General features: G+C 32.7%; 22 protein-coding genes. All 22 read right to left on the bottom strand.

Going from position 1 to position 16,898, the window contains the following annotated elements; translation table 11 throughout:
- Nucleotides 1–5: 5 nt before the first annotated feature.
- Nucleotides 6–905 (bottom strand): TlpA disulfide reductase family protein, encoded by a 900-nt coding sequence (locus BSF42_RS03500; RefSeq protein ID WP_095951742.1) that lies wholly within the window; start codon nt 903–905, stop codon nt 6–8.
- Nucleotides 906–936: 31 nt separating this feature from the next.
- Entirely contained in the window at nt 937–1,305 is a 369-nt protein-coding gene (locus BSF42_RS03495; protein WP_095951741.1) for an iron chaperone, read from the bottom strand.
- 80 nt (nt 1,306–1,385) lie between these two features.
- Nucleotides 1,386–1,853 carry an SRPBCC family protein gene (locus tag BSF42_RS03490; RefSeq protein WP_095951740.1) on the bottom strand — a complete coding sequence of 156 codons (468 nt, stop codon included), beginning with the start codon at nt 1,851–1,853 and terminating at the stop codon, nt 1,386–1,388.
- A gap of 678 nt (nt 1,854–2,531) precedes the next feature.
- Nucleotides 2,532–3,719 carry a tRNA modification GTPase gene (locus tag BSF42_RS03480; protein ID WP_095951738.1) on the bottom strand — a complete coding sequence of 396 codons (1,188 nt, stop codon included), beginning with the start codon at nt 3,717–3,719 and terminating at the stop codon, nt 2,532–2,534.
- Nucleotides 3,720–3,805: 86 nt separating this feature from the next.
- On the bottom strand, nt 3,806–4,387 hold the full coding sequence (locus BSF42_RS03475; RefSeq protein WP_095951737.1) for a TIGR00730 family Rossman fold protein: 582 nt from the start codon (nt 4,385–4,387) through the stop codon (nt 3,806–3,808).
- Nucleotides 4,388–4,495: 108 nt separating this feature from the next.
- Nucleotides 4,496–5,020, bottom strand: coding sequence for a GNAT family N-acetyltransferase (locus BSF42_RS03470; RefSeq protein WP_095951736.1), 525 nt, complete (start codon nt 5,018–5,020; stop codon nt 4,496–4,498).
- Between the two features lie 146 nt (nt 5,021–5,166).
- Complete coding sequence (locus BSF42_RS03465) at nt 5,167–6,291, bottom strand: lactonase family protein (RefSeq protein WP_095951735.1); 1,125 nt, start codon at nt 6,289–6,291, stop codon at nt 5,167–5,169.
- A gap of 243 nt (nt 6,292–6,534) precedes the next feature.
- Nucleotides 6,535–7,638 carry an MBL fold metallo-hydrolase gene (locus BSF42_RS03460; protein WP_095951734.1) on the bottom strand — a complete coding sequence of 368 codons (1,104 nt, stop codon included), beginning with the start codon at nt 7,636–7,638 and terminating at the stop codon, nt 6,535–6,537.
- Between the two features lies 1 nt (nt 7,639).
- On the bottom strand, nt 7,640–8,062 hold the full coding sequence (locus BSF42_RS03455; RefSeq protein WP_095952057.1) for a DUF1801 domain-containing protein: 423 nt from the start codon (nt 8,060–8,062) through the stop codon (nt 7,640–7,642).
- Between the two features lie 50 nt (nt 8,063–8,112).
- Complete coding sequence (locus tag BSF42_RS03450) at nt 8,113–8,481, bottom strand: nuclear transport factor 2 family protein (protein ID WP_095951733.1); 369 nt, start codon at nt 8,479–8,481, stop codon at nt 8,113–8,115.
- 160 nt (nt 8,482–8,641) lie between these two features.
- Nucleotides 8,642–9,556 (bottom strand): AraC family transcriptional regulator, encoded by a 915-nt coding sequence (locus BSF42_RS03445; RefSeq protein WP_095951732.1) that lies wholly within the window; start codon nt 9,554–9,556, stop codon nt 8,642–8,644.
- Nucleotides 9,557–9,568: 12 nt separating this feature from the next.
- Entirely contained in the window at nt 9,569–10,465 is an 897-nt protein-coding gene (locus BSF42_RS03440; protein WP_095951731.1) for an SDR family oxidoreductase, read from the bottom strand.
- 127 nt (nt 10,466–10,592) lie between these two features.
- On the bottom strand, nt 10,593–11,078 hold the full coding sequence (locus BSF42_RS03435; protein ID WP_095951730.1) for an SRPBCC domain-containing protein: 486 nt from the start codon (nt 11,076–11,078) through the stop codon (nt 10,593–10,595).
- Nucleotides 11,079–11,254: 176 nt separating this feature from the next.
- Nucleotides 11,255–11,719 (bottom strand): hypothetical protein, encoded by a 465-nt coding sequence (locus BSF42_RS03430; protein ID WP_095951729.1) that lies wholly within the window; start codon nt 11,717–11,719, stop codon nt 11,255–11,257.
- 364 nt (nt 11,720–12,083) lie between these two features.
- Nucleotides 12,084–12,473, bottom strand: a complete 390-nt coding sequence (locus BSF42_RS03425) for a hypothetical protein (protein ID WP_095951728.1) — start codon at nt 12,471–12,473, stop codon at nt 12,084–12,086.
- Nucleotides 12,474–12,686: 213 nt separating this feature from the next.
- On the bottom strand, nt 12,687–13,283 hold the full coding sequence (locus BSF42_RS03420; RefSeq protein WP_095951727.1) for an NAD(P)H-dependent oxidoreductase: 597 nt from the start codon (nt 13,281–13,283) through the stop codon (nt 12,687–12,689).
- An 86-nt stretch (nt 13,284–13,369) separates the two neighbouring features.
- Nucleotides 13,370–13,576, bottom strand: coding sequence for a helix-turn-helix transcriptional regulator (locus BSF42_RS03415; protein ID WP_095951726.1), 207 nt, complete (start codon nt 13,574–13,576; stop codon nt 13,370–13,372).
- A 10-nt stretch (nt 13,577–13,586) separates the two neighbouring features.
- Nucleotides 13,587–14,129: a DUF2975 domain-containing protein gene (locus BSF42_RS03410; RefSeq protein ID WP_095951725.1), complete on the bottom strand. Its 543-nt coding sequence runs from the start codon at nt 14,127–14,129 to the stop codon at nt 13,587–13,589.
- Nucleotides 14,130–14,426: 297 nt separating this feature from the next.
- On the bottom strand, nt 14,427–15,107 hold the full coding sequence (locus tag BSF42_RS03405; RefSeq protein WP_095951724.1) for a DUF4919 domain-containing protein: 681 nt from the start codon (nt 15,105–15,107) through the stop codon (nt 14,427–14,429).
- A gap of 189 nt (nt 15,108–15,296) precedes the next feature.
- Complete coding sequence (locus BSF42_RS03400; RefSeq protein ID WP_095952056.1) at nt 15,297–15,968, bottom strand: DUF2625 domain-containing protein; 672 nt, start codon at nt 15,966–15,968, stop codon at nt 15,297–15,299.
- A 74-nt stretch (nt 15,969–16,042) separates the two neighbouring features.
- Nucleotides 16,043–16,444, bottom strand: a complete 402-nt coding sequence (locus BSF42_RS03395) for a DUF1801 domain-containing protein (protein WP_095951723.1) — start codon at nt 16,442–16,444, stop codon at nt 16,043–16,045.
- An 18-nt stretch (nt 16,445–16,462) separates the two neighbouring features.
- Complete coding sequence (locus BSF42_RS03390) at nt 16,463–16,894, bottom strand: GNAT family N-acetyltransferase (protein ID WP_095951722.1); 432 nt, start codon at nt 16,892–16,894, stop codon at nt 16,463–16,465.
- Between the last annotated feature and the right edge of the window lie 4 nt (nt 16,895–16,898).

Below are 16,898 nucleotides of genomic sequence, written 5' to 3'. Positions count from 1 at the left end.
TTGTTTTATTCGGCTTCAAAAATAGATTTTAAAAGCTGTTGTAAATCATGTTTATTGTTTTCTCCGCTTCCTTTCCATTTTCCAATTATAACACCATTTTTGTCAATCAAAACTTTATGTGGGATGCCGTTAACGAAATAATCATTAATAATATTTGCATTATCTTTTGGTACGAAAATATGTTTCCAGCTTTGTATTTTTTCTTTTGAAATGGCTTCTTTCCAAAGATCTGTTTTGTCATCTTTTGCAACGCTTATAATTTCAAATCCCTGATCATGGTATTTTTTATATAATTCTTTGATGTACGGAAGTTCTTCTCTGCAAGGACCGCACCAGCTTGCCCAAAAGTCTATTAAAATGTAATTTTTATTTTTAAAATCGGCAAGCGAAATGGTTTTGTTATCGATATCTTTTAAACTAAAGTTGGGTGCAATACTTCCTACTTTACTTTGTTTAAAGTATTTTAATTTCTCTTCCATTTCTTTTCCTTTTTCAGAATTTCTAATTTCAGGAGAAAAATTTTGGAAAACTGCAACATAAGTATCGTAAAAATTCATGCCGAAAAAACGCCCCATATGTCTTTTAATCAACTGTAGGGCGACTAATGAATTTGGATGTTTTTTAGCAAAAACAAAGTCAAGCTGCAATTCATTAATTCCATTTTCGTCGTAAGCATTAACTAATGTGTCATAACGAAGTTTTAACCTTTGTATGACAGCGGTATCTTTTTCAATTTTAATTTTTGAAGAGTTTTCTGTAATTAATTCTACAATCGAATCCTGAATTTTTTTTGTTGGTTTGTGCAGTTCAACAATCATTTTTTCGATTTCTTCATCACTTTGTGCAAAGGCGAAAGTGTTTGTTAAGGCTAAAAGTGCAATAAAAAAGAAGTTTAGGATTTTCATAGGCAGTGGCTAAAATATACAATTAATGAATTTATTTCTTTTTCGCTTTTTCGAGATTTTCTTTGACTCTAAATTTTACAATTTTCGTAATCAAATCATAAGGCATTTTCTCTTTCAATGGAAATTGAACAGAACCTTTGCCAGATTTATATTTAGAAAGTGCCTCTGTAAAAGCCTCATGCCCGCTAGGCAGCGCATAAAGTCCGATATGATTTTTAAAAGCAGCAAAATAAACAACTATTCCGTTTTGCTCAAAAGCCGGCATCGAATAGCTGATTTTTTCCTGAGCATCGGGCGCCGCTTTCTGAATCGTCATTCTGACTTTCTCCAAAATTTCCTGAACGTCATTCGGAAATCCGCCAATGTATTCGTCTATGTTTTCGGGTTTCTTTGTTTCCATGCGGTTTTGTTTAAGGTTTCAAGTTTCAAGTTCTCTGCAGTAACTTGAAACTTGAAACAAAAATAAAATGAAACTAAAAATTATGCGAGACCTTTTGGAAATCGATCCAAAACTAAATTCAGCTGTAGTTTATGTTCTAAATACGCTTTTGCACCAGCCAAAACCAATGTAAAACCTTCTGTAGAATTGCGAACCTGATCGATTATTTTGTCTGTATCGCCGTGAAAACCTGAATTAGTAATACTTACAAAAGTTTCATGTTCGTTTAACGGACTAAAAACCCACTCTACTAAAGTGATTTCATCTGGATTTCCCCATTCAATTACGATCTTTTTATTTTCTTGTAAAACCAAGGTTTTAACCATAAGCGAAAAACCATACATTTCCCAAGTCCATTCTGTCGATTGGTTTTCTTCGAGATTTCCAGAACCTTTACTAAACCAAAATTTACTTGTGATCTGCGGATTTATAAAAGCCTCAAAAACTTCTGAAACCGGTTTTCGAATCAGCATTTCGGCTTTTGCAAATTTGTTGTTTTCTGTTTTCATTTGTTTGAAGGTTAGATAGTATGATTCAGGTGTAAAACGTTATTATACACCTGAAATTGCAAATTTTTTATTCTGACCTCTAAATTATGAAATTGCTGTAGGAAAACTGTCAAAAATTAATTAAAAGTGTAACTCGCTAAATATTTTAATGCTAAAAGAGCTTTACGCTCTCTGTAAAGCTCTTTTAGCATTAAAATGTGATTTCTAAAGTATTGAATAACCAAAAGTTATAGCAAACGATTTATAGTCATAATTCCAATCTTTATAACTTATAAGAATGTTCTTTCCAAAATTGGCTCTAAATTCTACACTGTACTTTTGTTTGTATTTATAACCCGCACCTAACGTAAAACTTCCTTTGGCCTTTGGTTCAAGCGTTTCATTTCTTTGTGAAGAGTATTCTAGATAAGCTTTTGAATTTAAGATTGATCCATAACAGCTTGTACATTAACAAAAAAACGCTAGATTCATTATTTAAAAACATATAATATCTCAATCCAATTGGCAGTTCAATTGCGTTATATTCGATGCTTCCTTTAAGTATTTCATTTGTTCTTGAATCTAATCTAGATTTCTCAGCTTTGTAAACTCCTACATAAGTGGGTTCAAACATTAAAGACCATTTGTTTTTTTGAAGGGTAAAATAAGCTTGGCTTCTAAACCAAATCTAAATCATTATTATATTAATGTGTACCCAAAAACCAAAGAAAAAGATTTATATTTGGAAGATTCAGAAAAATAGTTGTCAAGAATATTCTTTTTAAAATTCATTCTAAATTCCATACTATATTTACCTCTAAAATTGTAGCCTAAGCCCAAAAATAAACTACTGCTGGGTAATATCTGTCTCTCTTTTGTTTGGTATTTGCTGCCATCATAATAAAGAGTTGAATTAACGGACTGAACAAGAACATACTGTGCATTTGTAAAAAACTTAGATTTATCGTTTACAAACATGTAATATCGCAGCCCCACAGGAATCTCAACTGTTTTATATTCGATTTTACTTTCTATATTATTCAAAGTAGTTGACGTTGAGAAACTATGGTAGATTGGTTCAATTACTATAGCCCATTTATTTTTATTAAAAGGCAAAATAAACTCACCTTCAAGACCTAATCGATAACCAATCTTATTGCTAAAATTATAGGGTGATTGATTTGAAATTGTCAAATTTGAATTGGTTATACCAGGTCTGATGGTAAGATTAAACAAATCTTTTTTCTGATTGTTATTGTAATTAATGAAATTGGAATCATTACACTTATTATATCTAATAAAAAACTTTGTGAGATCATCTAGTTTGTATTTCACTTGTTCAGCTTCATTAATACTTATTTCAGAACATTGTAAATTTGCCCATAATTGTTGTCTAAATTCATTATTAGCTGCAGTTTGGTCGTTTTCAATTTTGTATATCTTGTGAACCAATTGATTTAAAGGTGCTTCATCAATCTTAAAGAAATAGCGAGTCAAATTACCTTCAATATATTCGTATAAAGTTGCTTTTCCTTCTACAATAACTCTTAAAAAAAGCATTTCTTTTTTAAATATAGGATACTTTTCAAATTTCATTTCTCTCAATTCATCTGATGACCGGTCAATATCTACATTAAACCTTTCATATTTCGATTCATTTTCAATTCCAAATCCCTTGATTTCTTTAATGTTAGTAGTATTTATTTCATCTGATTCATTTAATTTATATTGAATTTCAGTTGGATTGTTACTCCAGTCAATATTTTTAATCAAACAATTGATTTTATTGCCATTGTTATCGAAAATGTACCCTTTTTGAAATACAATTTGGGAATAGGCTTGGAAACTTAAAATAAATAATAAATAAATGAGTAATTTTTTCTTCATTCGGGATTTTAGGTTAATTAGTTTTTGGTTTGTTCGCAAATATATATGAAATATTTTTACTACAATGAACTAATTTGTAAATGCCTTTAAACCTCTTTTTTATCAATCCATTTACCAACGGTTGGTGCCGTATAATTTTTCATTTGGTCTAATAAATCTTCGATGTTATCACTTACCAAAAGCATTTTTTGATTTACTTCTTTCAAAACACCTTTCTCTGTCATGGTTTGCAGCAATTCTAAAAGCGAATCGTAAAACCCATTGATGTTTAAAACGGCGATTGGTTTTTTATGAAGTCCCAATTGCGCCCAAGTCAGCATTTCGAAAAGCTCTTCAAGAGTTCCAAAACCGCCAGGAAGAGCAATTACGCCATCACATAAATCATTCATTTTCGTTTTGCGCTCGTGCATACTTTCAACCAAAATTAATTCGGTTAAACCTTGATGTGCAATTTCTTTTGATCTTAAAAAGTTGGGAAGAACGCCAATTACTTTTCCACCAGCGTTTAAAGTTCCATCTGCAACAGCACCCATTAATCCAACATTTGCGCCTCCGTAAACTAATTCTATATTTTGTTCGGCTAAAGTTCTGCCTAATGCAATTGCTTGTTCTTCGTAAATTTTTTCAGTACCAAAACTTGAGGCACAGAAAACTGTAATTCTATTCATTTGTTTGTTGGGAAATTAAAATTAAAAAATAATGTTTACCTGTGCACTGTCACTCAATGGCTATTTACTGACCACTTATAACTGACCACTGCAAACTCAAATTTAGCTTTACTTTTTTAGCTCATATTCAAAGTGCGGCAAATTTACACCATTATTCGTAACTACCATGGTATTTATTTTTTCAGCTCCCAGTTTTAAAACAGCTTTCTGCGAACGGAAATTTTCTGCTCCAACATGAAACATTACCGAATCTACATACTGAAAAGCATAATCAATCAAAAGCTTTTTACAGGATTTATTATAAGGTCCGCCCCAAAATTTTCTCGCCAAAAAAGTATATCCAATTGCAATACTCGAGTTTTCTGGTTTGTAATCGTAATAACGTGTAGTTCCTATAATTTCATTGGTCTGTTTGTCTAAAATTAAAAAAGCACCTTTAGAACTTATTCCAGCATCAAAAAAGGTTTTAAAACCATCTCGATTACTTCTGTCTTTTGCAGGATGCTGTTCCCAAATTAAAGGATCTGAAGCAACTTTAAACAATTCCTCAAAATGATTCTCTTCTAACGGAATCAACTTTACGATTTCATCTTCAAGAAGGTCGGGTTGTAAATTGAAATATGGCGTTGTCATTTTGTAAAAGTTTTATAGTTAGTTTTTATAACTCAGATTAAAGAATTGAGTGTTTGTTACGTAGATTCAGAAAGATTCGAGCAGATTTAATTTCGATTTAAAATATAAAAATCTGCACCAATCTGCTTAATCTGCGTGAAAAAATATTAAATCCTCTTAATCTGCACGCAGGAAACATTTTCCATTTTAATTTCTTTTCCTGTTTTTTTTAGCAATCCTGTTTTAGCATCTCTTTTAAAAACAATTACATTGCCAGTGAGTACATTCGAGGCAACCAAAAATTTCCCGCTTTCGTCTATGGCAAAAATTCTTGGATGTTTTCCTAAAGTCGATTGATAACCAATATTTTTCAAAAGACCATTTTCGTCAATGGAAAAAATAGCGATATTATTTTCTCTGCCTCTGTTTGTGGCATAAAGGAATTTTCCGTCTGGAGAAATGTGAATGTCCGAACTTTCAAAACCCTCTTTTATTTTATCAGGATGTGTGGCAATACGCTGGATTTTATTTAAAACGCCGTTTTCATACTTGTAAACACTTATTTGTCCCGCCATTTCTTCAATACAATATCCAAATTTTTGATTTGGATGAAAAGTAAAATGCCTTGGTCCAGCTTCAAGATCAGTTTTTAAGAAAGGATTTTTAGTCTCAATTAAAGGTTTTTTCTGATTTTCATCAAAGGCATAAGTCCGTATTTTATCAGCTCCTAAATCGGGCAGAAACAAATAATCAAATTGAGGAGAAAAAACCGCCGAATGCACATGAGACCTAGTTTGTCTTTCTTTATTTACACTTCCGTCCCGATACTGAAAATTCTGTGCAATAGAATCGATTTTTCCATTTTCTAAAATTGGAAAAACAGAAACACTTCCTTCTGTATAATTAGCATTTGCAATCCATTTGCCGCTTTGATGAACCGTAACATAAACCGGATTTTCGCCGCCGCTCCTCTGACTGTTTAAAAAAGTCAGACTTTTGTTTTCTGGATTAAACTCAAAACTGCTGATGCTTCCCGCATTTGGAGTTTTAGTATCTGTACAAGCATAAACATATTTCCCGTTTGGAGAAACCGTTAAATACGAAGGATTAATAATGTTTTTAACCGAAGTGAATTTGGTCAATTTTCCATTTAAAGTATCCAGCTGATAAACCTGAATAGATTCTGCTGCCTTATCTCGATTATACGATCCTAGAAACACATAAGTATTTTGCGAAAACAAATTACATGTTAAAAGGAATGTAATGACGAAATAGTATGTTTTTTGTTTCATTTTTTGTTTCAGGTTTATGTTCAGGGAAGAATTTAACCGCAAAGGGCGCTATGATTTTATAAATTAGTTCGCTTATAAAACGCAAAGTTCGCAAAGCTGCATTTATAAGTTAGTTTTTGTTTCAAGTTTCAGGTTTCAAGTTTCAGGTTTTGCTCACGTTGTCAGGGGTGACATTGTGGATATTCAAACCATCAACGATCAACCATGAACGACCAACGACGAACAATTAACAATTAACAATTATCAACTAACCCCTTTCCACCATTGTTTAAATTCTTGATTCTCATTTTTAAGTTCCACAGTTTCACCAATCATTGGTGTAATTAATGGGATCGGAGTTTCAGATTTTGAATTTAATTCTGTTACTCTGATAAGTGGTTCATCCCAAGCATGAAGCGATAATGCAAATTTAGAAGAATGTACAGGGAATACTCTTTTAGCTTTCAAATCTTTCATTGCTTTTATGACATCTTCGGGCATGTTATGAATGTATTTCCATTTCTCGTTGTATTGACCGTTATCGATTAATGCAATATCAAAAGGCCCGTATTTGGCACCGATTTCAGCAAAATGGGAATCGTAGCCGCTGTCTCCGCCCAAATACATTTTAAAATCTTTAGTTTCTAGAATAAAAGAAGTCCAAAGCGTATTGCATCGTTTAAAACTTCTACCCGAAAAATGTCGAGAAGGCGCGGTGTGAAGTGTTAGATTTTCATCTAATTCGATTTTGCTGTACCAATCTTTTTCGATAATACTTGCAGCAGGAAAACCCCAGAATTCAAAATGCGAACCAACGCCAAGTGCCGTAATTATCTTTTTAGTTTTAGGTTTTAATTTTAGAATCGTTTCATAATCCAAATGATCATAATGATCGTGTGTAATCAATAAATAATCAATTTCTGGAAGATCATCAACCGTATAAATATCAGATCCTTTAAACGATTTTGTCGTGCCGGGAATAGGAGAGGCGTTACCGCTGAAAACAGGATCAATAAGTAAACGCTTTCCTTCAAGCTGAATAAAATAAGACGAATGCCCAAACCAAACTAAAATATCTTCATTAGTAGAAAGTTCCTTTAAATTGGTTTTGATAGATGGAATCAAATCAGTTGGGATTTTTCGAGCCACTTTTTTGAAAAAGAATTCAAATAGAACTCCCACAAAAGAAGCGCCTTCGGCAAGATCTGGCGTAAAATTCTGGTTTTCGAATTTTCTATTTTTGTATTGAGGTGAATGCTGTATGGCAGTCAATCTTTCGCCGGAAGGTGCTTTTCCAAATTTTGGATGCTGTAGAAATTTGTAAACAAGAAGTGCAATTAGAAATACTAGAATTAAGAATGGAATCATTTTATTTTGGAGGATATAAATTTAGAGTGTATTCAGTTGAACGTGAAATTATTTTTTTTAAGATTTCAAGATCAATATCAGTTAATTTTTTGATGTAAATGCATGCTTTAGAAGATTTGTGTTTTCCTAATTGCGATAAAAGTTCGTCCCTATTTTCTTCTGGTAAATAAAAATAAACTGTTGTAGCCGCTTTTCTAGGGGAGAAAGCTGCTAAAGGTGCATCGCCTTCGTGTCCGCTGTCATATTTATAATGATAACTCCCAAAACCAACAATACTTGGTCCCCACATTTTCGGTTCAAAACCTGTGGTTTCCTGCATAATTTTTACGAGTTCAAAAGCATCATTTCTTTTTGCGCTGTCTTCAACTGTAGTAATAAAATCAGTTACATTTTGCTGGGTTTCGGTAGTTTTATTTTTTGCCATTTTTAAGCTTTTGAAGTCAATATCGGGCTCAATTAACAATTAAGATTAATTCAGAACATTCCATTTTCATTGATTGTTTCTTTCGGAATAGGCTGTCCTAAATCCCAAAGCTCGATGATTTTGTCTGACTCAATTTTAAAAAGATGAACCACTGCAAAACCTAAATCATCAGAATTTTGTTTGAGATGCGAATGTACAGCCACCAAATCATGGTCTGAAAGGATATGATGAATTTCGAAAATTTTATTGGGATTCTTTCTTGCCGATTCTTCCATTGCCAGCATTAAAGTTGCGGCATCACCTTTGAAATGGACATTATGATGTTTGAAGTTTTCTCCCACATAAAGCCTAAAAGCTTCATGCGAATGTCCGCTGGCAGCAAGTTTTAAGAAGTTTTGTGCAATTTCTTTCTTAGTCATAATTTAATGGATTAAAAAGCAAACTAAGGTATGAAATTAAGCTTTACAATTATTGCAGAAAGTGATGTAAAAATTCAGGAAATTAAAATTCTTACTATTTGATTTCTATTGTATTTAAATTGAATTTTTTGGAAATGACAGCTTGTTTTTACTAATGTTTTCAGTTAAAAGATTGTCTGAATTCTAACGGAGAAACATTTGTCTTGGTTTTAAATAATTTGCTGAAAGACTGTTGATGCTCAAAACCTAATTCAAAAGCAATTTCGCTGATAGATAAGCTGGTGGTTGAAAGTTTTTCTTTTGCTTTTTCAATCAATTTATTATGAATGTGCTGCTGCGTGCTCTGACCAGTAAGATGTTTTAATAAACCGCTTAAATAATTTGGTGAAACGTTTAATTTTTCGGCAATATAATGAACTGTTAGAAGTGCTTTTTGAGTTAAAGATTCATTAGTAAAATAATCTTCAAGCAGTTTTTCCAAACGCACAAGAATCTCGTGATTGCTTATTTTTCTGGTAATAAACTGACGATTGTAAAAACGCTCGGAATAAGTCAGTAATAATTCGATTTGAGCAATTATAACCTCTTGGCTGAATTTGTCAATATTAGATTGATATTCCTGCTGAATGTTTTTTATGATATCAATAATCATATTTTGCTCTTTATCAGAAAGATGCAGGGCTTCGTGAACTGCGTATCCAAAATACTCATACTGCTTTATTTTTTGTGCAAGCGGTGTATTCCACAAAAAATCAGGATGGATCAATAATGACCATCCTGTATGTTGCAATTCGGCATTTCCTTCGATAGAAAAAACCTGACCTGGCGAAATAAACAGCATTACACCTTCTTTAAAATCGTATTCCTGCTGTCCGTAGCGCATTTTGGCATTGGCATTTCGTTTGAGTGCGATAGAATAAAAATCCAGAATCAGACTTTTGGGTTCTTCTTCGTTCAAATATTTTAAATCTTCAAAATTGTAAACGCTCACCAATGGGTGTTCCGGCTTAGGCAAATCTCGAAACTGATGAAATTCGCTGATACTTTTTATTCGGTGTGGTTGCTGATTTGCCATGCTCTAAGGTACTTAATTCTGATTATAAATTGTGGCAAATTCTTTGGCATAATCTGCCAGTTTTGTTTTTCCTAAAACAGCTGGGCGGTTTTTATAATAATCTTCGCCTAATGTACCATTATAAAGTCCAGCGTACATTTCGACCAAACCTGCCGCAATTTTTGGCTGCATACCAATAGCAGTTAATCCGCTTAGGACTTCTTCATCGCTGATTAACTGCCATTTTAAATTTGGTTTTCCAATTGCATCGCCAAGAATTTTAGCCGTTTCATCTCCAGTTAATTCTTCGCTGCAAACGTAACGGATTTTTTGCCCTTCGAGCGGTGTAGTTATTTCTTCTGCAATAGCTGCTGCAATGTCATTTGGAGAAACCCACGGAATCAACTGATCGGCACCGTAATTTGCAGCAATAACTCCTTGATTTTTGATCATTGGGATATAAGCCAGCAAATTGTAATAAAATGAAGTGGGGCGCATAAACGTAATAGAAACGTCCGAAAGTTTATTTAAAACAGACTCGATTTCGTTATATCGCTGGATAATTCCAGAATTTTGCTTCAAATGTGCGCCAATACTACTCAAATAAACAACACGTTTTACACCAGACTGTTGAATAGCTTCGGCATAATTGTTTCCAATTTTTCGTGTAAACGCATCCAAATCAAGATTCGGATCAAAATAATTAGCTCGCGGAATCATGCAGTAAACGGCGTCTGCTCCTGTAAAAGTTTCCGTTAAAAAACTTAAATCTTCGACAGAACCTATGGCTGCTTTTGCGCCTAAGTTTTCAATTTCTGCTCGTCTGGCCGCACTGCTTGTTATTACGGTAACCGCATGTCCTTTTTGCACTAACGCTGTGGCTAACGGCTTGCTGATGTTCCCTAAAGAACCTGTAAGTATAATTTTCATTTGTTCTAAATTTTTGATATTGCAAAGTTGCGCAGTATCAGAACAAAAGATTTAGCCAAATCTACTGTTGTTGTAGGCTTTTTTTTTAAAGGTGCTATCCCGAAGCTTCGGGACTGAGATTCTAAAGTTAGCTTTTAGATAGTTTTTTTTCGTTTTCTGTTTGAGGTTTTCCAATTCCGTTTGGAGTTCCTTTGCCGGTTTCTATTAAACTTTTGAGACTTTTTTGAATGTAAGTAGTCCAGGCATCGTGGCAGATTTCGAAACATTCGTATTCTGGAACTAAACCAAAGTGGGTAAAGATAAGTTGCGTTGTTCCATTTTTTTCGGTGATTTCAAATGTCGGTTTTGTTCCGGTCCATTCGGTTTTGTCTTCTGTAAATTTGAAGTAGTTCTGCTCGACAAACCAGACAATTTTTTGATTCGGAATTACTTCAATCAATTTTATTTTACATCGGTGAACATCTTCATAATGATACTCAAATTCATCATTTAGTTCGGCCGTCTTTCCTTCAATATCTTCCGACCACCAGCCGCGGACATTTTGTACGGCTTTAAAAACTTCTTCAGGAGAATGCTGTACTATTATTTTTGTGGTAAAATCGTGCGCGCTCATTTGTGTTGATTTAGAAATTAGTAAAAGTAAATTTACAATCTATAAATCAAATAGTTGAGGTGTTTAAAAGACAATTTTACGGTGTATTTCGGACAGGTTTTTTTTTAGACTTTAGATTTTAGATTTTAGATTTTGGATTTTGGATTTTGGAATTTGGATTTTGGAATTTTTAAAGCTTATATAGTTTTACTTTTCCTAAAAATCCCAATAAGTAAATTGATAATGTAAATTGGCGTGGCAAACAAAACAATCAAGAATAACTCTGTTACTAAAACTACATTTAAACTTTGTAAATCTTCTATCAACGGAAAATTATCATTTCTATAATATAGTGGTTTATAAAAGAAAACAATCCAATACAAAATAAAACTTCCTATCAAAATAATAGAATGAATTAATGTTAAGAATCGCACGAGTTGTTTTTTGAATACTTTTTGAAGAAGCCAATAGCCAAATCCCATTAAAAAATAACACAAAGAAAGAAAAACCGTGCTGTCAAAATTTGCTATAACATAATAGGTATCATGTATGTTTATGTCTAGAATAGCGTTTGGATCATTGCTTTGTACAATTCCAATTATTATAATTAGTATAGAAACAATCCAGAACAAATGGTAAACTTTTATTTTTTGAAAATTCATGATTGGTATTGATGATTATGCATTAAGGTTAAAGTTCTAATAAGAAATTTTATAATATCTTTTAGTAAGCTTAATTGTTTTTCCATCCTTTAGTTTTTTATTATTTTCAGCTGAAAATTTCCATATTTTAAAATTTTTAGCGTCCAGATAAAATCAAGAGTTAACAAAAGTTGTATCATTGTGTTTAGCATTATAATTTTTCACCGTTACAAAATTTGTTGCGTTAGTAGCTGCCTATCTTATATATTTTATTTCTACAACTTCTGTTTTTTTACTTATGGGTTTATAATATAAAAATCTGGGTTCTTTTAACTCGCTTTTTTTATCACTGCTTAGAGCAGCGAACAACAAGACTAAATTATTCTTACTTAACAGCTAGTTTATATTCTTTCATTTCAGGGTTTTTAATAATATAAGTAACCTTATCAATAGCTCTAGAAGTGCATAAATCGCCTGGTAATAATTTGTACATTAAGTAAATTGAATCTTTTTGAAATTGGATGTCTCCTGCATAATTTCCACAGGCATTTACATCTATAAATCGCGATGCAAAAATAATATCATCTATATATTCAATTTTTATTTTATCGTCTATTTTAGACTGAACTGCGAGCCATTTTTCATCACCTAGTTCGGCGATTCTTGTTGAGGAAAAATAAATCAAATTTTGGTTGTGAAGTAATTCTTCGGTTTTAATTTCTTTACAAGATATAAAAAGAAGCAACAGCGTTAAGAGATGATGTGAATTCAACATAATCTAAAAGTATTAAATTGTGTAAATATAGGATTTTATTTATATTTTACTATGAGTAGTTTTCAACTATCTAATACTTAAAATGTATTTTAAAATGCATTTTGCTAAAATCAATTTAATATGCATTACAATTTTGAAGATCTCCAGATTCGTCGTTGATTCCATTTATTAATCAAAGAAAAGAAGTGCGATCTTTCATAAAGAATAATGAAATCACTTTTTTATTGATTTAATTTTTTTCGGAATTTGGCCAATCTCTTCAAAATGTTTTGTCATCACATTTTCTAAATCTAAGGTTCCGCCCAGAATAATCATTTCTTTATTTTCAAAGCGTTTTCCAAGTCGGTCTTGCAGCATTATTTTCTCCATGCTTTGGGCAATTTCAATTTCGTGTAAAAAAGCGTTCGGATGCCCTGCGGTGCAGATTACAAGTCCCAACGGAATAGTTTTCATTTTTCTAGAAGTTTCGTTTTGTCCGTACGCATATCCAACAGAATAAACGCGGTCAAACCAGCCTTTTAATTTTGCGGGGCAGTCGCTCCACCAAACGGGATATAGAAAAATAATACAGTCGGCTTTTTCTATTTTTTCCTGTTCAGCCAAAACATCTGACGAAATAGGAAGCTGGGTTTTGGCAAAACCTTCCCGTTCGTATTCTTCTTCAGACATGTCGCTGCAGAAATTAGAAGCATACAAATCCGAGATTTCTACATTCCATTTTTCAAGATCCAAAACCGATTTTAATCTTTCTAAAACCTGAAACGTATACGATTTTTTGCTAGGATGCGCGTAAACAATTAAAATGTTCATTTTTTAGATTCTTTATATTTAAACTTTTTGAAATGTGATCTTGTTTGTACGAAAATACAAATTAAATCTAAAAAAAGAACAGTGCTTTATTCTTCAGAGAATTCTAAAATATCTCCCGGCTGACAATCTAAAACTTTACAAATTGCTTCGAGCGTGCTGAATCGGATCGCTTTCGCTTTGCCGGTTTTTAAAATCGAAAGATTAGATAAAGTCAAATCTACTTTTTCTGAAAGTTCGTTCAGTGACATTTTTCTTTTTGCCATCATCACGTCTAAATTTACTACTATAGGCATAATTTCTCGTTTAAATAGTTAAGTCAATTTCAGACTGAATTTCGATTCCTCTTTTAAAAATCTGTCCAATAACAAAAAGTATTATCGACATAAATATCCAGACACTGCCGCCTTCCAGATTTAAAGCTTCTAGATTTGGAATTTTCACTCCATTTGTAAACAGCCAGTTATTGAATTTTGCTGCCCAAAGCGAAAACAAACCAATTCCAAAAGACAAATAAGCCATATAAAATATAAAACGTCCCATTTCTAAAGTAAAAGGCTGCGCTATATTTAGTTTTTTCTCGTGCAGCATTTTTACAATTAAGTAAAACATTATGGCTTTTAAAATCGCTACAATACTCATAAAAATCATTTCCTGAATATAATAAGCAGGACTGAAATTATACAGATCGAGTAAATTAAGAAAACGCGCATTGTACGAATTAATCGTCATGGTATAAGTGCCGTTAAACAAATAAATACCGGCTTCGACACATAAGCCAATAAAAATAATCCAAGACAAAACATTCAGGATTGTTAAGATTTGCGGGGTTCCAATTTTAATTTCCATTGTAATTAAGATTAAAAGTTATGCTGCTAAAATAATAAATATTTATTGATAAACAATAAAAATATAATTTGTATCAAAAAAAAACTCCAACAAGTGAGAACTATTGGAGTTTTGCAATTTATTTTTTTAGAAGCAGAAGTTTAGGTTTTCAAAAGAACACTTGTCCCGCTGTGTACTATATCTTTTTTGACAGATAATAGGAGTGAAGAGCCAAAAAAGAATGCCGTTTTTCCCGATCATTTCGGGAGGGCTAGAGAGAAATTTAGTTTTTCATGAGATTGGAATCTTAAAACAAATTTATCGGACAGCTTTTCTTTCGTTTTCCAGCATTTTCTCGATATTAAAATAAATGCCGTCCACTTGGTAAGCGCCTTTTTCAAAACTGAGATAATCACAATTGTCAACCAATGATTGTCCTTTCGATTCTATTTCGAAAACATTTAAGAGAACATATTCGTGATCCACCAGTAAAACATGAAAACCAGTTTCGCATTTTTTTCCGTCGCCAGAAGACAGGATTACATTCATAATACTGTGAAATCGGAAAGAAGTAATTTTAGATAAAGCTTCGTCTCCTTTTAAATGATAAATATAAGCGAGATAATTAAGCTGTTTTAAATCAAATGGAAATTCGCTTAAAGAGTGATTTATTAATTTAATGATTTCGTCATAATCCGAGTTTTCGAGTTTTTCTTTCCCGAATAATTCGTTTAATTTTTCTTCATCTGGTGATTTCCAAAAAGCATTGTATTTAGGCTGAAAAACATAACCGAGATACAGATGGCGGTATTCGTCATGCGATAATAAAGTATCATTTTTCGTCAGCCTTTCCATTAATTTTGGATAGAAGAATTTTGAATTCTTATCGTTTATTTCTTTTTCAATTGCTTTATAATCTGGAGTTGTAAAACCCAGTTCCTGAGAATGTATCTGAGTTCCGAAACAAAACATCAGGAGAAGAAAAATTTGTTTTAGCATGATTTAGAAGGTTTTAGGTTGTAGTTCTGATCTTACTAAAATACAAATTATTTTAACGCAAAACGTTCTTGTGAAAATGAATGCGTGAAGGATGGGAGCGGCATCCTTTTATGGCGTCCCGAGGCTTCGGGACCGCCATAAAAGATACAGCGGACAGCCTGACCCTTGGGGCACGCCTTAATATATCAATTAATGTCCAAGCTGTTTTCTTAAATCTAAATTTAAGCTGTATTGCTCTTCAATAGGAATAGGTTTTCTTTGCACTTTGTTGATATCGCTTCCTTCCTCTGACCATAAGAACGGGTAAAAGTTAAAAACCTGGTCGCCTGATAATACAGCAACTTCTTTTTTCCAACTTTCCCATCTGCTTCCCGCGTAAAATTTGTCCAAATCATTATTAAAACAGAATTCTAAAAATTGAGAATACGTAATTTCCAGAGGTTCATAATCTAAGCTGTCTGGTGCAAAATAATAAACGTTTCCAAGATCTGTTCCTAAAGCGCCTCCATTTAATAAATAAAAACCGCCCAAAGCATCGTCTGCAATAAGCAGATAAGCAGGTGCCTCGCCAAATTCTTTAAAAGATTTTCCTTTATTCCAATCTGGCAGGCTTCGGTTGAGTTTGGTGCTTCCCGAGCCTAAAATTCTAATCCAGCCGTTATCAATTAATATACCGCCGGTTTTATATACAATCGCGCCCATTGGCGAACTAGTTGTAACTTGCGTATTGTATAAGGCATCTTTGGCTTTTTGCGAATCTGCAGGAAGGATTTCTACTTTGTTTTTGGCAGTATTAATCCATTCTTTTACTAATTTCCATCCAGAATCTTTTGGATCTATAAGTTCGTTTACTGGTCGCATTTTTGTTTGTGAAAAGGTTATTGTGGTAAAAAAAATTAAGGCTGATAATTGAAAAAATTTCATTTGGTTTTTTGTTAATAGGGTTTGGTAAGTAATCGAATAAGAACTCCTTTGCGTTTTACAATATTTTTATAATCCCACTGAATTTCTTTTCCTTTTTGCAGCCAGCGTTTCAAATCGTCTTTGTTTATTTCGTCTGAGTTGGTATAGCGCATTTCAGCAGCTTTAAAAGAACCTTCGTTTTGCAGTTTTTCTTCCTCAAAAGATTGTCCGCTCCAAAAAAGCAATCGAACAGAGCCTTTTAATTTGCTGTAGCCCACAATCGGATTTCCATCTAAAAACCAAACCGGATGCGCATGCCAGATTTTACTTTCGGCTTCGGGCAGGAAATGGTTAATTTCGGCACTTAAAATAGTGCATATTTTTTGATCTTCATCGCTTTGAGAATCGTTATATGCCTGAATTTCTGTATTCATATTTTTAAGTTTAATGTGTTAAACTATTTTTTCAGACGACTGAAACAAAATATAACTGCCATGTTCAGATTGTCCTTTTTCTTTTTCTGTAAATCCTTTTCTTTTATAAAATTCAATGGCTTTTGTATTGTTTTCCAGACATTTTAAAGTTACGGCAGATTTCGTTACGGCAATAGCAGCTTTTAATAATTCTGTTCCAATTTTTTTGCCTTGGTATTTTTCGTCCACATACAAATGATGTACAAAGTTTGTAGGCATCCAGATCGAAATAAAAGCAACAGGAATATCATTTATGAATGCTGCCAGCATATATTCTCCCTGTGTATATTTTTCGAAATCGTCTAATTGGTATTCGGACGTGTCAAGCCAGGAAAAAGTTTTTTTTCTTTCTTTCAAGAATAATTCTTTTAAAACAGGATAATCTTTATTTTGGACTGCTGCTATTTTCATTAAC

This window comes from Flavobacterium sp. ACN6, assembly GCF_002304005.1.
Lineage (GTDB): Bacteria > Bacteroidota > Bacteroidia > Flavobacteriales > Flavobacteriaceae > Flavobacterium.
The sequence above is the reverse complement of the archived record's forward strand: the minus strand, read 5'-3'. Positions and strand labels throughout refer to the sequence as shown.